The sequence below is a fragment of the Bacilli bacterium genome (assembly GCA_036381315.1).
GTDB lineage: Bacteria > Bacillota > Bacilli > Paenibacillales > KCTC-25726 > DASVDB01.
This window is the reverse complement of the sequence record DASVDB010000140.1, coordinates 36,344-57,949: the sequence shown is the minus strand read 5'-3', so window position 1 is coordinate 57,949 and position 21,606 is coordinate 36,344. Positions and strand designations below refer to the sequence as shown.

At 51.5% G+C, this 21,606-nt stretch carries 26 protein-coding genes and 1 tRNA gene; all 27 read right to left on the bottom strand.

Annotated elements, in window-relative coordinates; genetic code table 11:
* Positions 1–187 precede the first annotated feature (187 nt).
* The gene (gene aroH / locus VF260_10625) at positions 188–553 is read right to left on the bottom strand and encodes a chorismate mutase (protein ID HEX7057630.1); all 366 of its coding nucleotides are present in this window, start codon (positions 551–553) and stop codon (positions 188–190) included.
* 1 nt (position 554) lies between these two features.
* On the bottom strand, positions 555–1,649 hold the full coding sequence (gene aroB, locus VF260_10620) for a 3-dehydroquinate synthase (protein HEX7057629.1): 1,095 nt from the start codon (positions 1,647–1,649) through the stop codon (positions 555–557).
* Positions 1,650–1,654: 5 nt separating this feature from the next.
* Positions 1,655–2,818: a chorismate synthase gene (aroC, locus tag VF260_10615; GenBank protein ID HEX7057628.1), complete on the bottom strand. Its 1,164-nt coding sequence runs from the start codon at positions 2,816–2,818 to the stop codon at positions 1,655–1,657.
* A 246-nt stretch (positions 2,819–3,064) separates the two neighbouring features.
* Complete coding sequence (locus VF260_10610) at positions 3,065–3,232, bottom strand: hypothetical protein (GenBank protein HEX7057627.1); 168 nt, start codon at positions 3,230–3,232, stop codon at positions 3,065–3,067.
* 70 nt (positions 3,233–3,302) lie between these two features.
* Positions 3,303–4,085 (bottom strand): protein-glutamate O-methyltransferase CheR, encoded by a 783-nt coding sequence (locus VF260_10605; protein HEX7057626.1) that lies wholly within the window; start codon positions 4,083–4,085, stop codon positions 3,303–3,305.
* Positions 4,086–4,168: 83 nt separating this feature from the next.
* The gene (gene ndk, locus VF260_10600) at positions 4,169–4,621 is read right to left on the bottom strand and encodes a nucleoside-diphosphate kinase (GenBank protein ID HEX7057625.1); all 453 of its coding nucleotides are present in this window, start codon (positions 4,619–4,621) and stop codon (positions 4,169–4,171) included.
* Positions 4,622–4,680: 59 nt separating this feature from the next.
* Complete coding sequence (locus tag VF260_10595; protein ID HEX7057624.1) at positions 4,681–5,655, bottom strand: polyprenyl synthetase family protein; 975 nt, start codon at positions 5,653–5,655, stop codon at positions 4,681–4,683.
* Positions 5,656–5,683: 28 nt separating this feature from the next.
* Positions 5,684–6,397 (bottom strand): demethylmenaquinone methyltransferase, encoded by a 714-nt coding sequence (locus VF260_10590; protein HEX7057623.1) that lies wholly within the window; start codon positions 6,395–6,397, stop codon positions 5,684–5,686.
* A 34-nt stretch (positions 6,398–6,431) separates the two neighbouring features.
* A complete protein-coding gene (locus tag VF260_10585) occupies positions 6,432–7,274 on the bottom strand; it encodes a heptaprenyl diphosphate synthase component 1 (protein ID HEX7057622.1) in 843 nt (280 codons plus the stop codon).
* Between the two features lie 211 nt (positions 7,275–7,485).
* Positions 7,486–8,031 (bottom strand): hypothetical protein, encoded by a 546-nt coding sequence (locus tag VF260_10580; GenBank protein ID HEX7057621.1) that lies wholly within the window; start codon positions 8,029–8,031, stop codon positions 7,486–7,488.
* Positions 8,032–8,132: 101 nt separating this feature from the next.
* Positions 8,133–8,354: a trp RNA-binding attenuation protein MtrB gene (mtrB, locus tag VF260_10575; GenBank protein HEX7057620.1), complete on the bottom strand. Its 222-nt coding sequence runs from the start codon at positions 8,352–8,354 to the stop codon at positions 8,133–8,135.
* A 197-nt stretch (positions 8,355–8,551) separates the two neighbouring features.
* Positions 8,552–8,628, bottom strand: a tRNA-Pro gene (locus VF260_10570).
* A gap of 160 nt (positions 8,629–8,788) precedes the next feature.
* Positions 8,789–9,064, bottom strand: coding sequence for an HU family DNA-binding protein (locus VF260_10565; protein HEX7057619.1), 276 nt, complete (start codon positions 9,062–9,064; stop codon positions 8,789–8,791).
* Positions 9,065–9,271: 207 nt separating this feature from the next.
* Positions 9,272–10,750 (bottom strand): stage IV sporulation protein A, encoded by a 1,479-nt coding sequence (spoIVA, locus tag VF260_10560; protein ID HEX7057618.1) that lies wholly within the window; start codon positions 10,748–10,750, stop codon positions 9,272–9,274.
* 884 nt (positions 10,751–11,634) lie between these two features.
* The gene (locus VF260_10555; GenBank protein ID HEX7057617.1) at positions 11,635–12,372 is read right to left on the bottom strand and encodes a hypothetical protein; all 738 of its coding nucleotides are present in this window, start codon (positions 12,370–12,372) and stop codon (positions 11,635–11,637) included.
* Positions 12,373–12,409: 37 nt separating this feature from the next.
* Positions 12,410–12,586 carry a DUF2768 family protein gene (locus tag VF260_10550; protein HEX7057616.1) on the bottom strand — a complete coding sequence of 59 codons (177 nt, stop codon included), beginning with the start codon at positions 12,584–12,586 and terminating at the stop codon, positions 12,410–12,412.
* A 126-nt stretch (positions 12,587–12,712) separates the two neighbouring features.
* The gene (locus VF260_10545) at positions 12,713–12,994 is read right to left on the bottom strand and encodes a stage VI sporulation protein F (protein ID HEX7057615.1); all 282 of its coding nucleotides are present in this window, start codon (positions 12,992–12,994) and stop codon (positions 12,713–12,715) included.
* A 75-nt stretch (positions 12,995–13,069) separates the two neighbouring features.
* Positions 13,070–14,116, bottom strand: coding sequence for an NAD(P)H-dependent glycerol-3-phosphate dehydrogenase (locus VF260_10540; GenBank protein HEX7057614.1), 1,047 nt, complete (start codon positions 14,114–14,116; stop codon positions 13,070–13,072).
* A complete protein-coding gene (gene plsY / locus VF260_10535) occupies positions 14,113–14,721 on the bottom strand; it encodes a glycerol-3-phosphate 1-O-acyltransferase PlsY (GenBank protein ID HEX7057613.1) in 609 nt (202 codons plus the stop codon). The genes VF260_10540 and plsY overlap by 4 nt, the downstream gene beginning before the upstream one ends.
* Before the next feature lie 21 nt (positions 14,722–14,742).
* Positions 14,743–16,068, bottom strand: coding sequence for a ribosome biogenesis GTPase Der (gene der / locus VF260_10530; GenBank protein HEX7057612.1), 1,326 nt, complete (start codon positions 16,066–16,068; stop codon positions 14,743–14,745).
* Between the two features lie 62 nt (positions 16,069–16,130).
* A complete protein-coding gene (locus tag VF260_10525) occupies positions 16,131–16,748 on the bottom strand; it encodes a hypothetical protein (GenBank protein ID HEX7057611.1) in 618 nt (205 codons plus the stop codon).
* Positions 16,749–16,890: 142 nt separating this feature from the next.
* Positions 16,891–18,153, bottom strand: coding sequence for a 30S ribosomal protein S1 (gene rpsA / locus VF260_10520; protein ID HEX7057610.1), 1,263 nt, complete (start codon positions 18,151–18,153; stop codon positions 16,891–16,893).
* A 178-nt stretch (positions 18,154–18,331) separates the two neighbouring features.
* Positions 18,332–19,018 (bottom strand): (d)CMP kinase, encoded by a 687-nt coding sequence (gene cmk / locus VF260_10515; protein HEX7057609.1) that lies wholly within the window; start codon positions 19,016–19,018, stop codon positions 18,332–18,334.
* A gap of 104 nt (positions 19,019–19,122) precedes the next feature.
* Positions 19,123–19,257, bottom strand: a complete 135-nt coding sequence (locus tag VF260_10510; protein HEX7057608.1) for a hypothetical protein — start codon at positions 19,255–19,257, stop codon at positions 19,123–19,125.
* A 15-nt stretch (positions 19,258–19,272) separates the two neighbouring features.
* Positions 19,273–19,947 (bottom strand): flagellar brake domain-containing protein, encoded by a 675-nt coding sequence (locus tag VF260_10505; GenBank protein ID HEX7057607.1) that lies wholly within the window; start codon positions 19,945–19,947, stop codon positions 19,273–19,275.
* Between the two features lie 45 nt (positions 19,948–19,992).
* On the bottom strand, positions 19,993–21,333 hold the full coding sequence (ypeB, locus tag VF260_10500) for a germination protein YpeB (GenBank protein ID HEX7057606.1): 1,341 nt from the start codon (positions 21,331–21,333) through the stop codon (positions 19,993–19,995).
* A gap of 75 nt (positions 21,334–21,408) precedes the next feature.
* A complete protein-coding gene (locus VF260_10495) occupies positions 21,409–21,561 on the bottom strand; it encodes a hypothetical protein (GenBank protein HEX7057605.1) in 153 nt (50 codons plus the stop codon).
* Positions 21,562–21,606 lie beyond the last annotated feature (45 nt).

Below are 21,606 nucleotides of genomic sequence, written 5' to 3'. Positions count from 1 at the left end.
TCATATCCGCCAGAGGTTCAGCGTCAAGGATGCCTTTGGAGCGGCTTGACAAGACAACTTGATGCAAGTGATTTTTTCTATTAAACAAATTTGAGTCATAGGGTAGAAATCGAATTTACACCACTTGACGGGACACTATCTCCCATTTGTTTGCCTTTGCGTGATTGCGATGAGTGTTTGCGATCGCCTACAGTTTCAAATCCGGACGCAATGATTGCGCTTTGTTCAAGTATACATGCACCATTTCGCTTTGCTGTTTGTCTGTGTTCACATGGACCATCAGCCGGATGCATTTGGGCAATCCGCCCGGAACGGGGATTTCCAACGCGCACATCAGGGGAACCAACTCCCACCCGTTCATTTGCCTGATCGCTCTGGCCGGAAACGTGGCGTTCAGATCCTGCGTCACCGTAATGAATACGCTCCCGATATCTTCCGGCGAAATTTTGTTTTCTTGCACAATTCGCTTAAGCAACTGCGCTGTGGCGCTTAAAATTTCCTCTTCATTGTTTGCATCGACTGTCGTGGCACCGCGAATTCCCCGTACGTACATGTTAATCCTCCCGTTGCAATTCGGCGACGATTTCGCGAATCGTTTGTGCCGAAATATGCTTATTGATCTCCACTTCACCGATTCGCACCGGAACGATAAAAGTGATGACGCCTTCTTTGAATTTTTTGTCGTGCATCATGGCCGACATGATCGCCTCAATTTGATAATGCGGCGAAAGCGCAGTCGGCAAACCGAAGCGCTGCAGGACGCGTTTCATGTCCCGATAAATTGCTTCCGGCCGTCCCAGGCGGACCGCCAGTTTGGCGGCGCCGATCATCCCGATCGAAATCGCTTCGCCATGCAACAGTTCGCCGTAACCGGCCACCGCCTCGAGCGCGTGCCCGATCGTATGCCCCAAATTCAATATCGCGCGCAGGCCCGCTTCTTTTTCATCCTGCGCGACCACTTGCGCTTTGATCTTGCAACCTTCGTAAAGCGCGTGCTGCAAAGCGTGCGGATCCAACCGCAAGAGCGCGTCGGCATGTTCTTCGCACCACGCGGCAAATTCCGCATCGCGGATGAACCCGTGCTTGATCACTTCGGCTAATCCGGCGCGAATATGCCGCAACGGCAACGAGCGCAGCGTTGACGTATCGTACAGCACAAATTTCGGTTGGTGAAATGCGCCGATAATATTTTTCGCCAAGCGGTGATTGACGCCGACCTTGCCGCCAACGCTGCTGTCGTGCGCCAATATCGTCGTGGGCATCTGGACAAACGAAATGCCGCGCATGTAACTGGCGGCGGCAAATCCCGCCAAATCGCCGACAACCCCGCCGCCCAACGCAATGATCGTCGATTTGCGATCAAGCCCGCCCGATAACGCCTTGGTGACCAATTCTTCGAGCATATCCAACGACTTTGCCGTTTCACCGGCGGAAACGATTGCCGGCACGACCGTATACCCGGCTGATTGCAGCAATCCGCCAAGCCGATCCAGGTATAGCGGGGCTACATTCGTATCGGTAACCACCATAACGGGAGATTGTTTGCTTACCCCATGCTTTTGCAAATACGAAGCGGCATCGTTAAGCAATCCGTCGCCGATATATATCGGGTATGAACGCTCTTGTAAATCTACCAACAATTCTTTCATCATATTTAATACCGCTCCAATTGCTTCATGTAGTTTTCATAATTTGCGCGAATTTCTTCCATCGAGTCGCCGCCGAATTTTTCCATGAAAGCTACGGCCACTTCCCATGCCACAACATGCTCCATGACGACGCTCGCCGCCGGAACCGCGCAGGCGTCCGATCGTTCCACCTGGGCGGTAAACGGTTCTTTCGTATCGATATCGACACTTTGCAGCGGTTTGTATAATGTCGGAATCGGCTTCATGACGCCGCGCACGATGATCGGCATCCCGTTTGTCATGCCGCCTTCAAATCCGCCCAAACGGTTCGAAGCGCGGTAAAAGCCCCTCTCCTTGCTGTACATGATCTCATCATGCACCTTTGAGCCGGGAAGTTCCCCCGCTGCGAAGCCAATCCCAAATTCGCAACCTTTAAAGGCGTTGATGGAAACGACCGCTTGCGCGATACGCCCGTCCAGCTTGCGGTCCCACTGCACATGCGAACCCAGGCCGGGCGGAACGCCTTCAATGACGCATTCGACGATGCCGCCGATGGAGTCGCCTTCTTTTTTGATTCGCTCAATGCATGCGATCATTTTGGCTTCCGCTTCGCTGTCCACTACGCGGACAGGCGATTGTTCCGTGATGCGGATCAATTCATCGAGCGGAAGGTCGATTCGTTTCGCCTCAACGTCGCCGATGCGGATAACCTGGCCTGCCACCTTGATGCCGAACGCGGCCAACAGCTGGCGGGCAATCGCCCCGCATGCGACGCGCGCCGCGGTTTCCCGCGCGCTCGAGCGTTCCAAAACGTTGCGCAGGTCATGCAAGTTGTATTTCAACCCGCCGTTCAAATCGGCATGTCCCGGACGGGGACGGTGCACCCTGCGCTTGTCCTCGTCCTCTCCTTCTATCGGCTCGATATTCATCACTTTTGTCCAATGCTGCCAATCTTTATTTTCGACGACGATGGCGACGGGAGCGCCCGTTGTGCTGCCATGCCGAACGCCGCCGACAATTTTGGCGGTATCCTGCTCAATCTGCATGCGTCTGCCCCGTCCATAGCCTTTCTGGCGGCGCCGCAACTGAAAATTCAATTCTTCAATCGAAATCTGCAAATTGCTTGGCAATCCTTCAATAATCGCAGTTAGCTGCGGACCGTGCGTTTCACCCGCAGTCAAATATCGCATGTACGGTTCCCCCTCCGACAGTAAAAACCTGATCTAATCATAATCGATTCCCAAGCGCACTTCCAGATTAGCCCGAAACAGCGTACGTTACCGCTTTAGCGCTTTTAAGCGTAAAATATCTTGTGCCCATTATATTATATAAAATGCCATTTTGACAAGAAAGAAACAGCAGAAAAACACGCCGCATCCCTGTATCTGCAGCGTGCCGGTAGATTATTATGCATTTGCGCCAGTCATTTGCGCCGATCATTCGTTGACCGGTTTTTTCTCCACGCGCAGGCGGGGATGCTCCTTGTACTGCGGATCGCTCACGATGCTTGTGATTTGCGCGAAATCAACGCCCAATATTTGCGCACACTCCTGCATCGTAATAAACCCTCTGCGATAGGCGTCGATAACCTTTCGTTTGTCCATGGCTTAAGCTTCGCCCTCCAAAACTTGGGTATTCCTAGTATGGAACAGCAAAGCCGCGGTTATACACTGCTTAGATCTTTCGGTAAAAAAACGACTCCGCAACTTCCAGGCCGTATTTACCCGGTTGAAAGATTTGTTCGGTGCTGCCGACAAACAAAATCCCGCCGCGTTTTAAGGCGTTGGAAAATTTCTGATAAAGCAGGTGCTTGGCTTCTTCGGTAAAATAAATGACAACATTGCGGCAAATAATCAGGTCGAAATCGTTTTCAAACCGGTCATTCAGCAAATTGCCTTTGCGAAAGTCAACCGCGCGCCGCAATGTGTCGTGTACGCGAAACATGCCGTTTTCCGCGGAAAAATATTTCCGCACATAATAATCCGGCATTTCCTTCAGGGAACGTTCGCCGTAAATGCCCGCCCTAGCCCGTTCCAGTACGCCGGCATCGATGTCCGAAGCGATAATTTTCGCGCCTAAAAGCGCATTCTTTTCCGCCATGATCATCGCCAGCGTATAAGGCTCTTCGCCCGTGGAGCAAGCGGCGCTCCAGCATTTCAGCCGCGGATTTTTTTTCAGCAGTTGCGGCAAAATCTTCTCCGCCAATACCGTCCAGCGATTGGAGTTGCGCCAAAACTCGGAAACGTTGATCGTCATTCTGTCAAAAAACTCATACAGCAATTGGTCGTCTTTCACGAGCGCCGCAAAAAAAGCGGAAAATGTGTCGAAGCCTTTTTTCAGACGGAATGCGGTCAATCTGCGTTTCATTTGCGCTTCTTTATAAAGCGACAAATCGATGGAAGTGGCTGCTTTTACTTTTTTGACAAATTCGGCAAAGTCCAAATCTACATGTTCCACCAGGCATCCCACCATTTTTCGACTGCATGTTCAATTAGTAATTATTCCATGGCGGCGCCTTTTTTCCTGCAAGCCTATCTTATTTATTGCGGATTTACCCACATATCGATAGCCAATTCATATGGGATCAGTTCGTCCGGCGCAAAGAAATTCGCGATCTCGCGCGCGGCGCTTTCGGGTGAGTCGGAACCGTGAATAATGTTTCTGCTCGTTTGTACCGCGAAATCGCCGCGAATGGTTCCCGGCGCCGCTTCGGCCGGATTTGTCTTGCCCATCATGGTCCGCGCCGCTGCGATAACGCCGTTACCTTGCCACACCATGGCGAATACCGGGCCGGAAGTAATAAACTGCACAAGGTCGGCAAAAAACGGTTTGTCAATATGCTCCGCATAATGTTTTTCCGCTTTTTCGCGGGATAACCGCATCAACTTGCAGGCAACGAGCTGAAAGCCTTTCTGTTCGAATCTTTTGACGATGTCGCCGATCAACCCCCGCTGTACGCCATCCGGTTTGATCATGAGAAATGTTTTTTCCATGGCTTGATCTCCTTTGCTTTGATGTATAGATGTGTAATAAAAAAACTTTTTTGTTGAATTTAACTGCTGCGGCTGCCGATAAAATGGGCGATCTCGATCAGGCTGCGCTTTTCATTAATATCCGGAAGCGGCGCGAGCGCGTTTATCGCTTTTTCGATATACCGGCGCGCCAACAGTTCCGCGTGTTGAATGCCGTCAGTCATGCGGATAAGTTCAACCAGCTTTGCCAACGTTTCCGCGGCTCCGGTCGATTGCACTTCAGTGATCAATTTCAACACCTGGCCGCCATATGTTTTGTCGCGCAGCGCATAAATCACGGGAAGCGTAATATTTCCCTGTTTGACGTCGCTTCCGGGCGGCTTGCCAAGCTGCCGTTTCGTTCCGGTCAAATCAAGGATGTCATCCCTGATTTGAAACGCCATTCCGCAGTTGTACCCGTAATCGTACAACCTTCTGACCGCATCGGAAGAGGCGTTTGCCGACAAGGCTCCCAGCTGGCAGCTGATTGCGATCAGCAACGCTGTTTTGCGCCGGATACGGAGCAAATAATCGCGAATCGTTTGCCGCGTATCAAAGAATAAACGGATTTGCTCCATTTCGCCAATGCACATTTGCACAATCGCTTTGGAAAACTTTTGATGGATCTGCGCGTTTTCCAAACGCGAAATGACGCCGAGCGCCCTGGCGAAAATATAGTCGCCCGTGTACATGGCTATTTTATTATCCCACTTCGCTTTGACCGTCGGCTGGCCCCGCCGCGTCTCGGCATCATCGATCACATCGTCATGGACGAGCGAAGCCATATGGATCAATTCCAGCGAAACGGCTACCTGCCGCAAAACCTCCGGCTTGCCATCCCCAAACCCGCCGGACAGGAGCACGACGATCGGACGGATGCGCTTTCCGCCCGCCTTCAGTAAATGCAACGAAGTTTCCGTCAATAAAGCGTTGTCGGAAACAATGCTTTTCTCCAATTCGCGTTCTACCGCTTGCACCTCATGCTTGCACTGGGCAAAAATATCTAACAGTTTCATTCCTACACCCAATTTTTTGTTTATAATGTTATTCTTTTTTTGTTCCGATATGCACCGCAGCTATTCCTAAATAGAGCGGATAAACTTCGACATTCGTCAATCCGGCTTCGGTGCGGAACATTTCCGCCAATTTGCGATAGTCGGGAAAATCAAGCAGAGATTGCGGCAGCCACTTGTACTGCTCGTACCGCTTCGCCACCAGTTTGCCAAGAAGCGGCAGCAAATGGCGGAAATACAAATAATAAACCGCCTTGAACGGCTGCATGGTCGGCTTGGACAATTCAAGGCAGACCACTTTGCCCCCCGGCTTCACGACCCTTGCCATTTCCCGCAATGTCCGGACGATATCGGGCGTATTGCGCAGTCCGAAACCGATTGTGGCAAAATCAAACGAATCGTCGGGAAACGGAAGCGCCATCGCATTGCCGTTTACAAGCTCAATCCGGGTATTTAGACCGCTTTCCGCGATTTTTCTTCTGCCCACGTTCAGCATATTTTCGCTAAAATCCAGGCCGACAATTTGACCGTTCCCGCTGGCCTTGGCCAAACTGATCGTCCAATCGCAAGTGCCGCAGCAAACATCAATCGCGCTTTGGCCCGGCAGCACATTCATGCGTTTCATCGCAAACTTGCGCCATGCCTTATGCCGGCGAAAGCTGATAACATCGTTCATCAAATCGTATTTTCCGGCAATGCTTTCAAATACGGAATGGACATATTGTTCTTTCGATTTTGCCTCCATTAAGCGCACCTCAAATTTCCCCGCAGACAGTTGTTCAAACCGCTATCTCGTGAAAAGGCCGCAGAAGCCTTTCCAATTCGGCATGCACATTGACCACATTTATTTTTCCGCAACATTCATACAACTGGGCAATCTGCAGTTCCAACCTGCGCTGCAATGCCGTCGGCACTTGATATTCCGCAATCAGATTGGAAATGCTCGCACCGATCAGTTCTCCCGAGCAAATTTTATTATGCACGTTTTCAGGAACTTCGTCGAGCAGGTGCCAAAAACCCAAGCTGCCGGAGAACCGCTCGCCGTCCTTGGCAACGGCAATCTCTTCCGCCAACAATTCGCAGCTGGCCAGCCCGCGCAGCACTTCCGGCCAATGCTTGCGATACGCGCCTTCCATGATGCTACCGAGCGACAGGTAGATTTCCGTATTGATTCTTACTTTTGTTTGCAAATACTCTTCCGCTGAAATGGCAAATGCTTTCGTTTTTTCATAAAACCGCATTTTTAATTGGTTGACTTCGCAAATTGCCGTCGAGATTTGGCCGATCAGATCGATGCGGCCCGCCTGGGCGAGCAATTGATAGAAGCGGCTGCTGAAATAATCGCCGGCGAGCACTTTTAATTGAATGGAGCGAAACGGTTCATGTTTTGCCATCGCTTCTTCCCGGTTGGCGATCAGTTCATGGGTATCGAGCCCCATCTGCACCAACGAGGCTACAAGGGCGAATATTTCGTTCATATGCGACGCGGCTTTGCCGCCGTTTAGGAACAGCATCAACAATCTTGTTTTGGCATCAGGATAGTCCGGAAGCTTTGTAAAGGCCTGGATCATATCATATTCCGTATATTTCCGCGCCATTTCCGCGATTCGAAAGTTGTCCATGAAGTGGCCCCCGAGCATCAAAAAATCATTCAGTACATTATAACATACGCTTCGAGAAATCGCATCCGACGCGATCACTTAGTTGAAAAGTTACGAAAGTGGGCGCGGTCTCATCACACCAAAATGTTAAGGAGGGGTTGTCCCAATTCCTGCACGGTCACGAACGTGGTTTCCAACTACACCCGCAGAGCGCGCTTCGCAATCGATCGCGTTACGCTGGCCTGTCATTTGCCGAATTTTGAAATACCGTTTTCCATAACGTGGTAAAGGTCAGATCGAATCGGTCGCGGACAAAATCTTCAGCCGAAACGGCGTCTTTGACGGGAAAAACAGCCGCTTCCGCCTCAAGCCTGCTCTTGCGGGCGTCCATGGCGGCGAGCAGCGCTCCGGCGCCGACCTTCATGCTTGGCGCGGCAACCGCTCTGACCAGTACACGATCGATGTTTTCCGTATCCCGCAAGCCCGCAACCGACAATACATAAAAATCGCGGAAAACAGCCGACGCAGAATCCCCTTTTTCAACGGTAAGATCAACCATGAGCACCGATTGGCTTAAATCCACCTTGCGGATTTTCAACAGAAGCGGCAATTGCTGCATAAAGTCAACAATATTGCCGTTGTTTGCGATTATTTTTTCCGTATGGTTAAACACGCTAAAACCTGTGCCGGAAACGCCCTGCCGGGGCAACAACGAAAGCGCAACAGCGAGCCCGCAGGCGAACAATGCCGTCAGGAAAAAACGCAGAAGCCACCTCACGCCAATCGCCTCCCACGACTTCCCTTTACAACATTGTACAAAGAAAAAATGCAGGCTATGCCTGCATTCAGACTGATATCCATCTCTTATCCTTGTTCGCCTTATTCTTCAGTGTCCACTTTTCCGTACTTCGTCAAAATAATCGCTTTGCCGCGAATTTTCACCGCTGAGGTATGCTCGGTAAACTGGGCGATCATGACTTCGCCTTTATCCAATTTCTCCGTGTGGTGAAACCGGGTATCCTGTCCTCTTGTCAATCCGATCACATGCACGCCGTTTTCTTTGGCCTTGACTACGAAATAATCGCTCTCATGCGTTTCCATCGAACATGCCATCCTTCCGCAAGTTTCCACGTTTCTTTCATGATGCGCGAAATGAGCGGCGAAGTCAACCAGTTGCTCCGACAATTTTGTGATATTGCGCAGCAAAACGCCGCCCCCGTTTTTATCCGGAAAGCGGCTCCCATTCGCTTCATGGATGAAACGGGAAAAGTACCGGTATGTTAACGATACTTTCCCCATGGTCGGAGTAACAGGATTTGAACCTGCGACCTCACCCACCCCAAGGGTGCGCGCTACCAGGCTGCGCTATACCCCGCCGACAATTGATGATTCTAAAGCATATCGCGGGAAATGTCAAACGAAAAAAATGTTGCAGGCGCTAAAAAAATGATGCCTTTATCCCGTAAATATCGGGAAAAAGGCATTGCCCGAGACGATCGATTATGTAATGCAAAAAGTTCTGGCCCGATTTCCGGCTATTTGTCGCAAGCATCCCGGAGCGCTTTGCCCGGTTTGAATGCCGGCACCTTGCTTGCCGGAATATCGATTTCCTCGCCTGTTTGCGGGTTTCTTCCTTTCCTTGCGGAACGTTCCCTGATTTCAAAATTGCCAAAACCGACCAGCTGCACTTTGTCTCCGTTTTGCAGCGCTTCCGAGATCGCCGCAAATGTAGCTTCGACCGCTTTGGTCGCGTCTTTTTTCGAAAGCTCCGCCGATTCGGCAACGCGCGTGATCAAATCGGATTTGTTCAATCCATTTCACCTCCCGTGGCGTGACACATCGTTTATTACCATGTGTTAACCGTTTTGCGAAAGATTATACATAGCCCGGCAAAAAAGTTTGCATAAATAAAAAGCGGGCATATCCATTTTTACCTGATCCTGAACCCGCCGTCAAGCCGGGCGTCGGAACTTTGCATCGGATAACCCGCCATCCGCATTCGCGAACGCTTCTTTCTTTTACAAAATGATGGCGATCAATCCGCCGGAACCTTCATTGATGATACGGCCCAAAGTTTCCTGCAATTTATAGCGGGCATTGTCCGGCATCATGGCGAGTTTTCCCTGAATCCCTTCGCGCACAATGGAATGCAGGGATCTGCCAAAAATATCGGATTCCCAAATTTTCGTCGGATTTTCTTCAAAGTCTTGCATCAAATAGCGGACCAATTCCTCGCTTTGCTTTTCCGTGCCGATGATCGGGGCGAATTCCGACTCGACATCCACCCTTATCATATGTACGGATGGCGCCGTAGCTTTCAGGCGCACGCCAAAACGCGAGCCCTGCCGGATCAATTCCGGTTCGTCCAGAGTCATCTCCTCCAGCGAAGGCGCGGCAATGCCATAGCCGGTCGTACGGACCATCTCCATCGCTTCCGCATACCGGTCGTATTCCCGCTTCGCGTGGCTGAAGTCCTGCATGATTTGCAGCAAATGGTCCTTGCCGCGGATTTCCGTGCCGACGACCTCCATCAAGATCTTGTCATACAATTCATCGGGCGCGTACAAATCGATTTCGGCAATGCCTTGGCCCATGTTCATACCCGCCAGCCCGGCGCGATCAATAAAGTCGTACTGGGCAAATTGCTCCACCACGCGATCCACATCGCGCAGCCGGCGAATGCCTTTGACCGTTTCCCGCACCGAACTTTCAAACTGGCTGCGCAGCCAGTGTTTATCGTTCAACACCATGACCCAACTGGGCAGATTGACATTGACTTCATGAACCGGGAATTCATACAGGACTTCTTTCAAAACACGCATAAAATCGCCTTCACCCATATGCGCAACGCTCGCCGCCATAACCGGAATATCGTATTTTGCCGTCAATTCATTGCGCAACTCGCGGGTTGCTTCGCTGTTCGGATGCGTCGAGTTGATCACCAGCACAAACGGTTTGCCGACTTCCTTCAATTCGGAAATGACACGTTCCTCCGCGTCAATATAGGCCTCGCGCGGAATTTCGGCGATCGTGCCGTCCGTCGTGACGACAACGCCCAGTGTGGAATGCTCCTGGATCACTTTCCGGGTGCCGATCTCGGCGGCTTCCTGAAACGGGATCGACTCGTCGAACCATGGCGTGGAAACCATGCGCGGGCCGTTTTCATCCTCGTAGCCTTTTGCCCCTTCTACGGCATATCCTACGCAGTCGACCAGCCGCACGTTTACATCGAGGCCTTCGGCGACGTTGATTCGCACTGCGTTATTCGGCACAAATTTCGGCTCCGTGGTCATGATCGTCCTGCCAGCCGCGCTTTGCGGAAGCTCATCGGTCGCCCGCATCCGTTCCGACTCGCTTCGGATATGGGGCAGGACAACCGTTTCCATAAAACGTTTGATAAAAGTGGATTTCCCAGTACGGACCGCGCCAACGACCCCCAGGTAGATGTCCCCTCCGGTGCGTTCAGCGATGTCCTTGAAAATATCTACTTTTTCCAACCAAGATCCCTCCCAAAAGGTAGTAAATGATACCGCTTTTCGCCGTACTAAACCAAAACGGAACAAAAGGACACGTGCAGCGACGGTACTCGTACTTTCATTTGGACTGCTAAAAATATATGAAATGGCGGAAAGATTATGACTCCTTTATTAGCGCGATTAGCATGCAACTTTCTTTACGCGATCCGGCTTTTTCCGATGAAAGGAGGGACCTTTAGATTACAAGCAGGCACAAACGGACGATGAAAAAGCGGCAGGGAACATACCAACAAAAATGGCAGGCTTAAAACCGATCATGCGGGATACTAATTGCCGTCTTTTTAAACGGCAAAGCGGTTCAGTTTGGCAATGGCTAAGCCGACTGTTCGGGTTAAAGCCTGCGGAAGGGCAATCTGTGGCTAAAGCCGCATAAAGCTTGCCTACGGAAACTCGGTCGGTTCGCCGAGTTGCGACTTTTACGGTCATGGCAGGGCGCTTTCCGATCTAACGGACGCGACAGAGGCTATTGGGGGTTTTACGCCCGGTTTTTAAGTTTAACGGTCGTAGGCGCGCTTATTTTAGCACTTTGTGCGGCATTCAGGTAAAAATAAGGCGAATAGCCGCTGTGGCGTCCGTTAAAATTTTTGCCCAGCCTTTTTTCGGCAAATAGCCTCTGCTGCGTCCGTTAGCGTAGGGCGAGGTGGTTTTAAAACCGCGAAGCGGCTATGAAAGGCGAACAAATCACGCTGCAAAATGAACCTTTTCTCAACACCAACACTCCTTACTTGCCGTTATGGTTCTTCAGCGAACAATCAGGCGCAAAAGTCGATTGGAACCCGCGGGAACAGAAAGTTTCCATTGCGTCGCAAAGGTCCGGCAATAAGCAGAACCCCCGTTTTTGCGGTTTACTTCACAGCGTACGGATCGCCGTTCACCAACCGGTAAGGCAGCGAGCGTACCGGCACAAAATAGGAGTTTTGCACCAGAATCGCGCGCAAATCCGCATCCGAACCGGCGGCGTTGCCGCCTGCTTTTTGCCGCAATGCTACGATATCCGGCGCATAATCGATATAAACATGCCCGGCGTCGTCCATCATCAAATTCAGGAACGCGCGCGTAAATACGCTTTCCACCTGTGCGCGCTTGATCCCCAGTTCGGTATAATCGATCCAGAACAGCCCGTCATATGCTTGTCCCGCGGCGGGCAGCCCGCCATGCCGCCCAATGTAATCGCGCACCGTTTTTTCCGTGTCGGCGGCCTTGCGAAATGCGACAAGATCCATCAATTTCACTTGCGGATGATTCTCCGGATTAACGAGCACATAGTAGAATCGTCCGCCTTTTTCATAGGCGTTCGCCGGTATCAGGCTGAGGAAATTGCGCTCCTGCAATCTGCGAAAATCGATCACGTATTTTTCATAAATGGGCGTGTCCAATTCGCTGTTTTTTATCGGAAGAACGCCCGTTTTCGCCTGAAACTCATCGACAGCATGTTGTACGAGCGAAATATATTCGCCGGGAGGCACCTGATTTTCCTTGCGCAATTCGTTTGGATACAGGCATCCTGTCGTTAGCAGTGCTACCATGGCAAATCCCATGCATACCTTGACAAAACCGGAAGATTTGGCAAACTGCAAAAACACGGGCTGATCCCATCCTTTATTTCGTTCTCCGGCATCATTATGAAATGACAATCAGAATCAATGGAACGGATAAAAGCAGCAACAAAAAGGCGATCGCCGACAAAACAAAGCGGATTGCCCCTTTTGTCTTCTTGCGCGCAAAGGTAACCAAGAGCGCCGCTGCAATCATCAGCCCCAATGCCCAAAATGAGATGATTTCCTTCTCACTGCCCATCGTCCAACTCCTGTTTTTGCTTTTCGCAGGATCACTTCTCTATCATCATACCGTGAGCGGGCAAAGAGCGCAAATAAAAACCGTCCGGAAACCTGCACGCCGAACGGTCCATCGAGCGCAAATGCGTTATTTTTTGCCGAGCATCATCTTCATCAATTCCTCCATATTGGCCGGATTGACGCCGCTTTTTTTCACCGCGTTGACAATTTCTTTCACCGTCGACTCGGACACTTGCGCATTCACCATTCTGGCGACATTGTGTATGAGTTGCCGAAGTTGCTGTTCGCTTTGAATGGTTTTCGGAGTGACGGTGCCTGCCAGCTTTTTGATATCTTTTTCCGTAACGGTTTTGCCGGTTTTCTTCTTGACGACGTCCAACACATCTTTGGAAAGATTTTTCGAACTCATTTTGCCCCTCCCTATCGCGTAGTTTACTTCATGCTATGAGGGGCTTTTCTTTTTTGTATAGGCAACACACCGTTATTACAACAACCAATTCAATTTGGCCTTGCGGGCGATTTCTTCGATTTCGCGGGTTTTGCCGCGTCCCATCAACTCTTCGACTGCCGAGCGCGGATCTTTGCCCGCAAACAACACCTGATAAAGCGCCGCCGTTATCGGCATCGACACATTTTTACCGGCCGCAAGCTGATGAACCGCCTCCGTTGTGCGAATGCCTTCCACCACCATGCCCATTTCCGCCAGTACCTGTTGCAACGATTTGCCTTGCGCCAGCATGTAACCCGCCCGCCAGTTGCGGCTATGTTTGCTCGTACTGGTCACGACCAAATCGCCGATGCCGGCAAGTCCCGCAAATGTAAGGGGATTGGCGCCGATCTCCGCGCCCAACCGGGCAATCTCGGCAAGCCCCCTTGTCACGAGCGCGGCTTTGGCATTGTCGCCAAAGCCCAGGCCGTCCGACATGCCGGCGCCGAGCGCAATAATATTTTTCAGTGCGCCGCTCATTTCCACTCCCAGAACATCGGGATTTGTATATACGCGAAAGTAGCAATTAATAAACAGATCCTGCGCTTTTTCCGCCGCTTCCGCGTTTTTAGCCGCGACTACGACCGCCGTCGGGCTGCGCATAATCACTTCTTCCGCGTGGCTTGGACCGGACAAAACGACAATTTCGGAAGAATCGATGTGCGGCAGCGACTCGGCGATCACTTCACTCATCCGCTTGAGAGAACCGGTCTCCAGCCCTTTGGTGGCATGGAGCAAAAGCGTCCCTTTCGCCAAATGGGGCCTGATCGCCGTGGCCACTTCGCGCATGGCTGATGATGGCGGGACCAGCAAGACGGCGCCGGCGCCGGAAACCGCTTCGGCGATGTCGCATGTGGCGGTTATGCCGGAAGAAAGTCTGACATTCGGCAAATATTTTTCGTTGGTATGGTGGTTGTTGATCTCGTTTTTTTGCGCCTCGTTGCGCGTCCAAAGCTTGACTTCATTTTCGTTGTCGGCCAGCACCTGGGCGAGCGCCGTGCCCCAACTCCCCGCCACCAGGACCGCGGCATGTTTTTTGGTCATGAATGATCCACCGTCCGTTTCGCGCCCAATTTATTTTCCTTGCCGGACAGCAATTTGCGGATGTTGCTTTTATGCCGCCAAAACGCCAACACCATAATCGCCAGGCTGGCCAGAACGATTTCATGGCGCGCTCCCATCACCCATGCGGTTATCGGAAACAAGCCCGTAAACAACAAGGAGCCGAGCGAGACATATCTCGTTAAAATAATGGCCAAAATACCGATTATACCTGCGGCGAAACCCGGCCAAAAACTTAACGTCGCCACAATGCCGATCGTGGTGGCGATGCCTTTGCCGCCTTTAAAACGGAAAAATACCGGCCAATTATGCCCGATAATAACCGCCAGGCCGCAAATGACCCGCACATAATAATCGTCGGGAGCAACCCATGTGCCGATCCAGACGCCCAATACGCCTTTCGCGATGTCAAGCGCAAAAATCAAGAGCGCCGGCACCTTTCCCATCACCCGCAGCGCGTTGGTCGCGCCGGCATTGCCGCTCCCATGTTTGCGGATATCTACGCCCTTCCATAACTTCCCGATCACAATGCTAAAGATGACCGATCCTAGCAAATAACAGATGATAACACATACGAGAACGGTCACTGCTGCCAATGCGCTTCTCCCCTATTCGTTTTCGGATTTTTTCCGCGCAACTATGCGTATGGGCGTGCCTTCAAAAGAAAAGGCTGCCCTGATGCGGTTTTCCAAATAACGTTCGTAGGAAAAATGCATCAATTGCGGGTGGTTCACAAACATAACAAACACCGGAGGCTTTACCGCGACTTGCGTCGCATAGCTGATTCTAAGACGCTGCCCTTTGTCGGCAGGCGGTGGCGTAATCGCCACGGCATCGGCGATAACATCGTTTAAAACCGATGTTTGCACGCGCATGGCATGCTGTTCCGCCACCTGATTCACCCGCGGCAAAATATTCGATATTTTCTGTTTTGTTTTTGCGGAGACAAAAACGACCGGCGCATAGGCCATAAACAGAAAATGATCGCGGATTTGCTGCGTAAACCGCTGCATCGTCTTGCTATCCTTTTCCACGGCATCCCACTTGTTGACGACAAAAACGGCGGCTTTGCCATTTTCGTGGGCGTAGCCCGCAATATGTTTATCCTGCTCGATTATTCCCTCTTCGCCGTTCAGCACGATCAACGCGACATCCGCGCGTTCGATCGCTTTCATCGCCCGCATGACGCTGTATTTTTCCGTTGTTTCATACACTTTGCCCCGTTTGCGCATGCCCGCCGTATCAATCAGCACATATTTTTGCCCATCGCGGGAAAACGGCGTATCGATCGCGTCGCGCGTCGTGCCGGCGATATCGCTGACAATTACCCGTTCTTCCCCCAGGATGGCGTTGACCAGCGACGATTTGCCGACATTGGGCCGCCCGATCAGGCAAACCTTGATCACGTCTTCCCCGTATTCATCTTCATCCTGCTCGGCAGGCAGACGTTTCACGACTTCATCCAGCAAATCGCCCAAACCAAGCCCATGCGCGCCGGAAATTGCGATCGGCGGGGCAAAGCCGAGGCTGTAAAAATCGTAAATATTGTTCATGCGCGCCGGGTTGTCGATTTTATTGACGGCAACAATCACCGGCTTCTTTGCGCGGTACAGCATTTGCGCCACTTCTTCGTCAGCGGGCGTAAGCCCCGCTTTGCCATCCACCATAAAGATGATGACGTCCGCTTCGGCAATGGCCAATTCGGCCTGGGCGCGGATGGACCGGATGATGTGATCTTCGCCGCCTATTTCGATTCCGCCTGTATCGATCACATGGAATTTCCGCTTGTTCCATTCGCCGGTTCCGTAAATGCGGTCGCGCGTAATGCCGGGCTTGTCTTCCACAATTGCCAGACGATCGCCGATAATCCGGTTGAAAATGGTTGATTTTCCCACATTGGGACGTCCGACGATCGCGACGACTGGTTTTGCCATGCTGAACAAAGCACCTCTTTCACACTCATGGTTATCATGATAGCAAAAATTAAGCTGTTTGGCTATTTTCGCTCTCTACGCAACAAAAGCCCCGCATTTTTGACCCAATGCGACAATAATGACAATAATAGCGAAACTTCCGCAAACAACCGGGCCAACAACAGCGTAAGCCACCACTCGTCCCAATAGCTGGCTTCGCCGGGCGGCGCCGCAACATCGGATGTCGAAAATAACGGGTCGGCCATGCGCGAAGCCGCCAAACCGAGGGTTAAGACGACGAACTGCCCGATCGGTTGTTTGGCCATCAACAGCAGAACAAATCCGAGCGCAAACGAAAGAAGCCATTCCGGGTGGTTAAGGCCCAGCAAAGGGGCTAAGGCCGCCAGCTGCCGCATGCATACCGAAATGGCGAAAACCGCCGCCATGAGCATGCAGGCATTGCCGAACGGGCGAAAGATAGCCGCATGCTTATACATCAAATACAACGCAAAAACAATGCTGAAGAAAAAGGCCGCCGAAACGGCGAGCCGATGACCGATCGGGAGCCGTACCCGATTGAGCAACATCCAGCCTGCCGCAAAAACAACAAAATCCCGGCCGGACATCGCGCCGATCATTTCCCGCTTCCAGCCGCTTACCAAAAGAATGATTGCCGCTACCGCAATTAACCATGCAAGCACCCCGGGATTCAATCCGCTCACCCGCAAACGTTTTTATGTAGTGTTTGTTTGGATCAAGCAAAATAATCCCGGCCAACACGCAAAACAGCAGCCGTTGCCGGCTGCTGTTTTGCGGAGGGCAGTTTGTACACGAATTCGGGCATTATTTCAGCTTGTTTAACTTATCGCCGAGCCGTTCGCCCAAAGTCGTCGTCATCCCCTGGTTGTTCAGCGATACGTTTTCGTTATTTACGGCTTCGTGGTGCTCCTTGCGCTTCGGCTGCTCGGCAAGCGGCTCCTCCGTCTCCTTGATGCTGAGCGAAGCTCTTTTTTCCGCGGGAAGAAACTCCAGAATTTTAACTTTTACCTGCTGGCCTTCTTGCAGCACTTCATGCGGCGTGCCGATATGCTTGCGGGAAATTTGCGAAATGTGCACCAGCCCTTCGACACCCGGAGCAATTTCGACAAATGCGCCAAAGGAAACGAGCCGCTTCACGGTTCCGGTGACGATCTCCCCGGCTTTTATCTGATCGCGGGCCAGTTCCCACGGACCGGGCATGGCGGCCTTCATGCTCAAGCTGATGCGATCGTTTTGCGGATCCAGTTTCAGGACTTTCACTTGCACTTCCTGGCCTACTTGCACAACTTCCGACGGATGCTCAACATGATGCCAGGCCATCTCGGAAATGTGGACCAATCCGTCAATGCCGCCGATGTCCACAAACACGCCAAACGGGGTAATGCGCTGCACGACGCCCGTCAGTTCTTGCCCGACCTGCAGGCTGGCGAATATTTGCTGCTTTTTCATTTCGTATTCTTCATCCAAAACGTCTTTTTGCGAAAGGATCACTTTATTTTTTTCCCGGTCGATTTCCTTGACTTTCAGCCTCAACTTACGACCTTTGTAATCGCTGAAATCTTCGACAAAATGGCGTTCGACAAGCGAAGCCGGAATAAATCCGCGCAAGCCGATATCCACTACCAATCCGCCTTTGACAACTTCGGCAACGGTTGCTTCGATGATTTCTCCGGACGCAAACTTGGCTTGCACATCCTGCCAGGCTTTTTCCGCGTCGACCGCACGCTTGGATAGCGTCAGGACTTCTTTCTCATCATTGATGGAGATGACTTTGCACGTTACCGCTTGCCCGACGGATACGGCTTCCGCAGCATGTTCGACGTGTACGGACGACATCTCGCGAACAGGAAGCACGCCATCGTATTTGTAGCCGATATCGACCAAAGCCTGATTGTCTTCAACCTTGACGATCTTTCCCGAGACGATGTCACCTTTTTTCAACGACTTGATCTGGTCAAATTGCTCGGCCAATCCGGCGCCTGCCGCTTCGTTTTCCGGCTGTTCCGTTTGCTTTTCAGTCCCTTCAGCCGCGGTGTCATCCGCCAATTCGTTTGCTTCAACTTTCATTTCTTCCGTCATCTGTTCTTCCTCCTCAGTTCCAACCCCAAGCCGCATGGATATCGACATGATGCGGGCAAGATAAAATTCTTATAATTTATTGTATTCCGCAGGAATTTCATGCGGGAATTATAAACGGGTCCGATATTACGTATTATGGTAACCGGCTGCCGATCGCATACATACGTCACTTGCTCGTCGGCTTCGCTGCATGGCACAATTTTAAAATATATTCCACCACTTCATGTATGGACATGCCGGTCGAATCCACATATACGGCATCCGGCGCCTTCGTTAAAGGGGAAACCGCGCGCCCTTCGTCCATCTGATCGCGGGCGGTCAATTCCCGTTTCAGTTGGGCAAAATCGACGACTTGTCCGGAATCCACCAATTCTTTATAGCGCCGCATCGCGCGTTCCTCCACCGACGCGGTCAAAAAGATTTTGACTTTCGCATCCGGCAGCACATGCGTGCCGATATCGCGGCCGTCCATGACGACGCCTTGGCCTGAAGCCATCTGTTTTTGCATTGCGGTCAACAATTCCCGGACCGCGGGAATTTGCGCAATTTGCGATACCCGCTCGTTCACCGCGGCAGACCGGAGATTAGCGGTGACATCCACGCCGTTGACCCATACTTGCTGGCTGTGCTCCGTCGGATGCAGCCTGATTTCCAAAGATTTCGCCAACTCCGCGATTTTCCTGGCGTCGTCCGCCGCAATTTTGGCCTTCAGCGCCTCCCAGGTGATTGCCCGGTACATGGCTCCCGTATCAACATAAATAAAGCGCAGTTTTTGGGCGACAAGTCGCGCAACGGTGCTTTTCCCGGCGCCGGCGGGTCCGTCTATCGCCACATTGAAACGTTCGCCGTTCAATCAATCGCCTCTTTCCATTTGCCGATGCTTCAACAAAAAAGCAGGCACTGCCTGCGAACGAAAAAATTATACCATAAGAATGAGGGAGATTGCAAAACTTCCGTTCACAAAGAAAAAAGCAGTTGTACGGCAACAAGCAGCGCGAACAGTACGGCAATGGAGCAAAGCAGCCATTTTTCGATTTGGGCGGAAAAGAGGATGTACAGCGTTTGAAAACGCTCGTGGCGATAATCCTTCATGTTTATTATTGCCTTTCACTTCTTATTTAACAATTGCCTTTCAAAACAGAAACGGATGATTTTCTGCTCATCCGAGGGAGCGATCTCGACAAATTTGAACATGACCAATTGCCTGCCTGTTTCAAGTTTGTTGACCCGCAAAACTTCCCCCACAAACTGCACAAACTCGATCATGCCGTTTTTAAACGGCACATGCAACCAACTTGTCAGCCTCATGTTCGCTTCCAACGGAACGACACCGTCGAAAATGGCGGAAAGGCCGCCCCCGCTTATATTTTCGGTAAGCCCCAGCAGCCAGCCTTGTTCCGGAATTTTGACCGAGATCTCAAGCTCCGCCGGCACCCTGAGAAACCGTCTGCGCTGTTCCCTGGCAATGCGGCTGGGATCCGGTTGTTGAATGATCACCTGGGGAATCACATTTCTGCCGAACCCGACCACTTCCGACGTAAATTTATATTTTATGCCATCCTGATCCACGTAATAAATGGACAGCAAATCGCCCGTGTTAAGCTTTCGCAGCCTTCCGGTCCTGATGTTGAGCGGGACTTCCATGTAAATCAAATTTTCCCGCAAATCCGCTATCCGCGATTTGTATTCCTGGTCCATTTCATTACGGTCGCCCGATAAAAGTTGGATAAACAATTGTTGGTTGATCCTTGGCTGCATCGGCTTCAACCTTTCCCGCACCATGTTTCTTTATTCCATTATAACATGATGCGGGAAGGGCGGGAAGAATCAAACGACACCGTCGATCGTCTCAACTTTTTCTTCCGCGCCGTCCGTTGCGTTGATGAAAATCCGGTACGTGCCGCCGTTAATTCGCCCGGTAAATTCGTAGCATAGAACGTCCCGGTTCATATCGTTGCGGATTAACGCCAGTTTTTCACCTTGCACCTGAAAATTTTTGTTCAGGAATTTCCGCGCTTCATCCGGCCTCATTTTCGGCGGCGTCAGCGCTTTTGTATCCGATTCGTACGCATAGTCGACCACGTTCAATCCGATTACCTCGCCGTTGTCCAAGGCAACGTTGACGCCGATTTGCCGCGGATAAATCAATACATCGTTGTGCACCGGCACCATCACGATGCCTGCGGAGTTGTCAGAAGCCGTGTAATTCACCGGCTCCGCATCCGGGAAACCGTGCGCCTTTAAAAATTTTCGGGCGTATGCCACAGCCTGGTCCGGCGACAACTTTTTGCTTTTGATCGGGCGGTCCGCCATATACCACAGCAAACGGCCGCCTTTTTTGCTATAATCCAGCTGGTATTCGCGATCCCCCATCTTTGCCGATACGCTGTAAGAGGAGTATTCCGTGCCTTTCCCGTTTTCCACGACTTTCAGTTGCGCGGCCTTCCCGCTTGGCCAATGCAAAAAGCCGGCGGCTTTGCGTTTGATATCTTGCGGCGTAACCGCGCTCCCCGATAGCATCCGCGTTGAGCGGTCCTGGTGCATGGCCGCCGCGGCGGCTCCCCAATCCAATTCTGGATATGCGCCCACTTTGTTGTCGACCGTTTTAAATCCGTCAATAATGGTGTTGTCCATCTGTTCATGCTGTGTCGCGAGCGCCATTTCCACATCCATCCAGCGCAAATGATGCCGGATGACTTTGGCCTGCACGTTTTTCAATTCGTTCGAGATTTCATGCGAGCGTTCATACAACGCCTGCAAAGTTTTCAATTCGCCGTCCGAAAGCGGCTCGCTTCGCAAATCCCGCAAGGAAGTGCGATAGGCGAAATTGCTGATATTCGCCAAAAATTCCTCCGTTTTATGAAACGGCAACAGCGAGAGCGGCAATTGGTTGATCTCGCCTTGCGCCTGACTGGTCAAGCGCCACACATTCGCCATGCTTTTGCGCAAAAAAGCGTGCGAACCGGCGTTAACAGCCAGCGCATGGCCCAGTTCTTTATGTAAACTGGCGATATGAAAACTCAAATCATGAAACGATCGCTGGTACTGGTTTTCCGCTTTAATCAGCACCGCGTTTTTATCCTGGTGCTCCTGATAGCCCCAAATTCCTACGGCCGCCAGAGCGATGGCCAGAATCGGGAACATCACGGCGCTCAATCGTGTGTACATAAATTAAAACTCCTTTCCGCAACGACAATTTCCAATCGTATTGTTCGTTGAAAAAAGGAGGTTTATGCATGTGCGCTATTGTTCTTCCTGAATGTCAAAATCCGATTCGTTGTCACACAGGCATCGCCGAAAGCCCGTATCGAGCTTGCCGCGATCTTTTCTGCCCCGCAAAATAAAGCGTTCACCGCAGCGGCGGCAGCGGATCGTAACCTTTACGCGCCTAACCAACCGAAAATCCCTCCGCATCAAGTTCAGAATATGTTTCATTATGGG

Coding starts and splice junctions, on each gene's coding strand:
- VF260_10550 (HEX7057616.1), bottom strand. CDS start 12,586: ATGGGCAGTGAGAAGGAAATCATCTCATTTTGGGCATTGGGGCTGATG.
- aroB (HEX7057629.1), bottom strand. CDS start 1,649: ATGAAAGAATTGTTGGTAGATTTACAAGAGCGTTCATACCCGATATAT.
- VF260_10595 (HEX7057624.1), bottom strand. CDS start 5,655: ATGAAACTGTTAGATATTTTTGCCCAGTGCAAGCATGAGGTGCAAGCG.
- ndk (HEX7057625.1), bottom strand. CDS start 4,621: ATGGAAAAAACATTTCTCATGATCAAACCGGATGGCGTACAGCGGGGG.
- VF260_10540 (HEX7057614.1), bottom strand. CDS start 14,116: ATGACCAAAAAACATGCCGCGGTCCTGGTGGCGGGGAGTTGGGGCACG.
- VF260_10510 (HEX7057608.1), bottom strand. CDS start 19,257: ATGAAGGATTATCGCCACGAGCGTTTTCAAACGCTGTACATCCTCTTT.
- VF260_10585 (HEX7057622.1), bottom strand. CDS start 7,274: ATGGACAACTTTCGAATCGCGGAAATGGCGCGGAAATATACGGAATAT.
- mtrB (HEX7057620.1), bottom strand. CDS start 8,354: ATGGAAACGCATGAGAGCGATTATTTCGTAGTCAAGGCCAAAGAAAAC.
- aroC (HEX7057628.1), bottom strand. CDS start 2,818: ATGCGATATTTGACTGCGGGTGAAACGCACGGTCCGCAGCTAACTGCG.
- der (HEX7057612.1), bottom strand. CDS start 16,068: ATGGCAAAACCAGTCGTCGCGATCGTCGGACGTCCCAATGTGGGAAAA.
- ypeB (HEX7057606.1), bottom strand. CDS start 21,333: ATGTACACACGATTGAGCGCCGTGATGTTCCCGATTCTGGCCATCGCT.
- VF260_10610 (HEX7057627.1), bottom strand. CDS start 3,232: ATGGACAAACGAAAGGTTATCGACGCCTATCGCAGAGGGTTTATTACG.
- rpsA (HEX7057610.1), bottom strand. CDS start 18,153: ATGAAAGTTGAAGCAAACGAATTGGCGGATGACACCGCGGCTGAAGGG.
- VF260_10590 (HEX7057623.1), bottom strand. CDS start 6,397: ATGGAGGCAAAATCGAAAGAACAATATGTCCATTCCGTATTTGAAAGC.
- VF260_10545 (HEX7057615.1), bottom strand. CDS start 12,994: ATGAGTTCGAAAAATCTTTCCAAAGATGTGTTGGACGTCGTCAAGAAG.
- VF260_10505 (HEX7057607.1), bottom strand. CDS start 19,947: ATGGTGCGGGAAAGGTTGAAGCCGATGCAGCCAAGGATCAACCAACAA.
- aroH (HEX7057630.1), bottom strand. CDS start 553: ATGTACGTACGGGGAATTCGCGGTGCCACGACAGTCGATGCAAACAAT.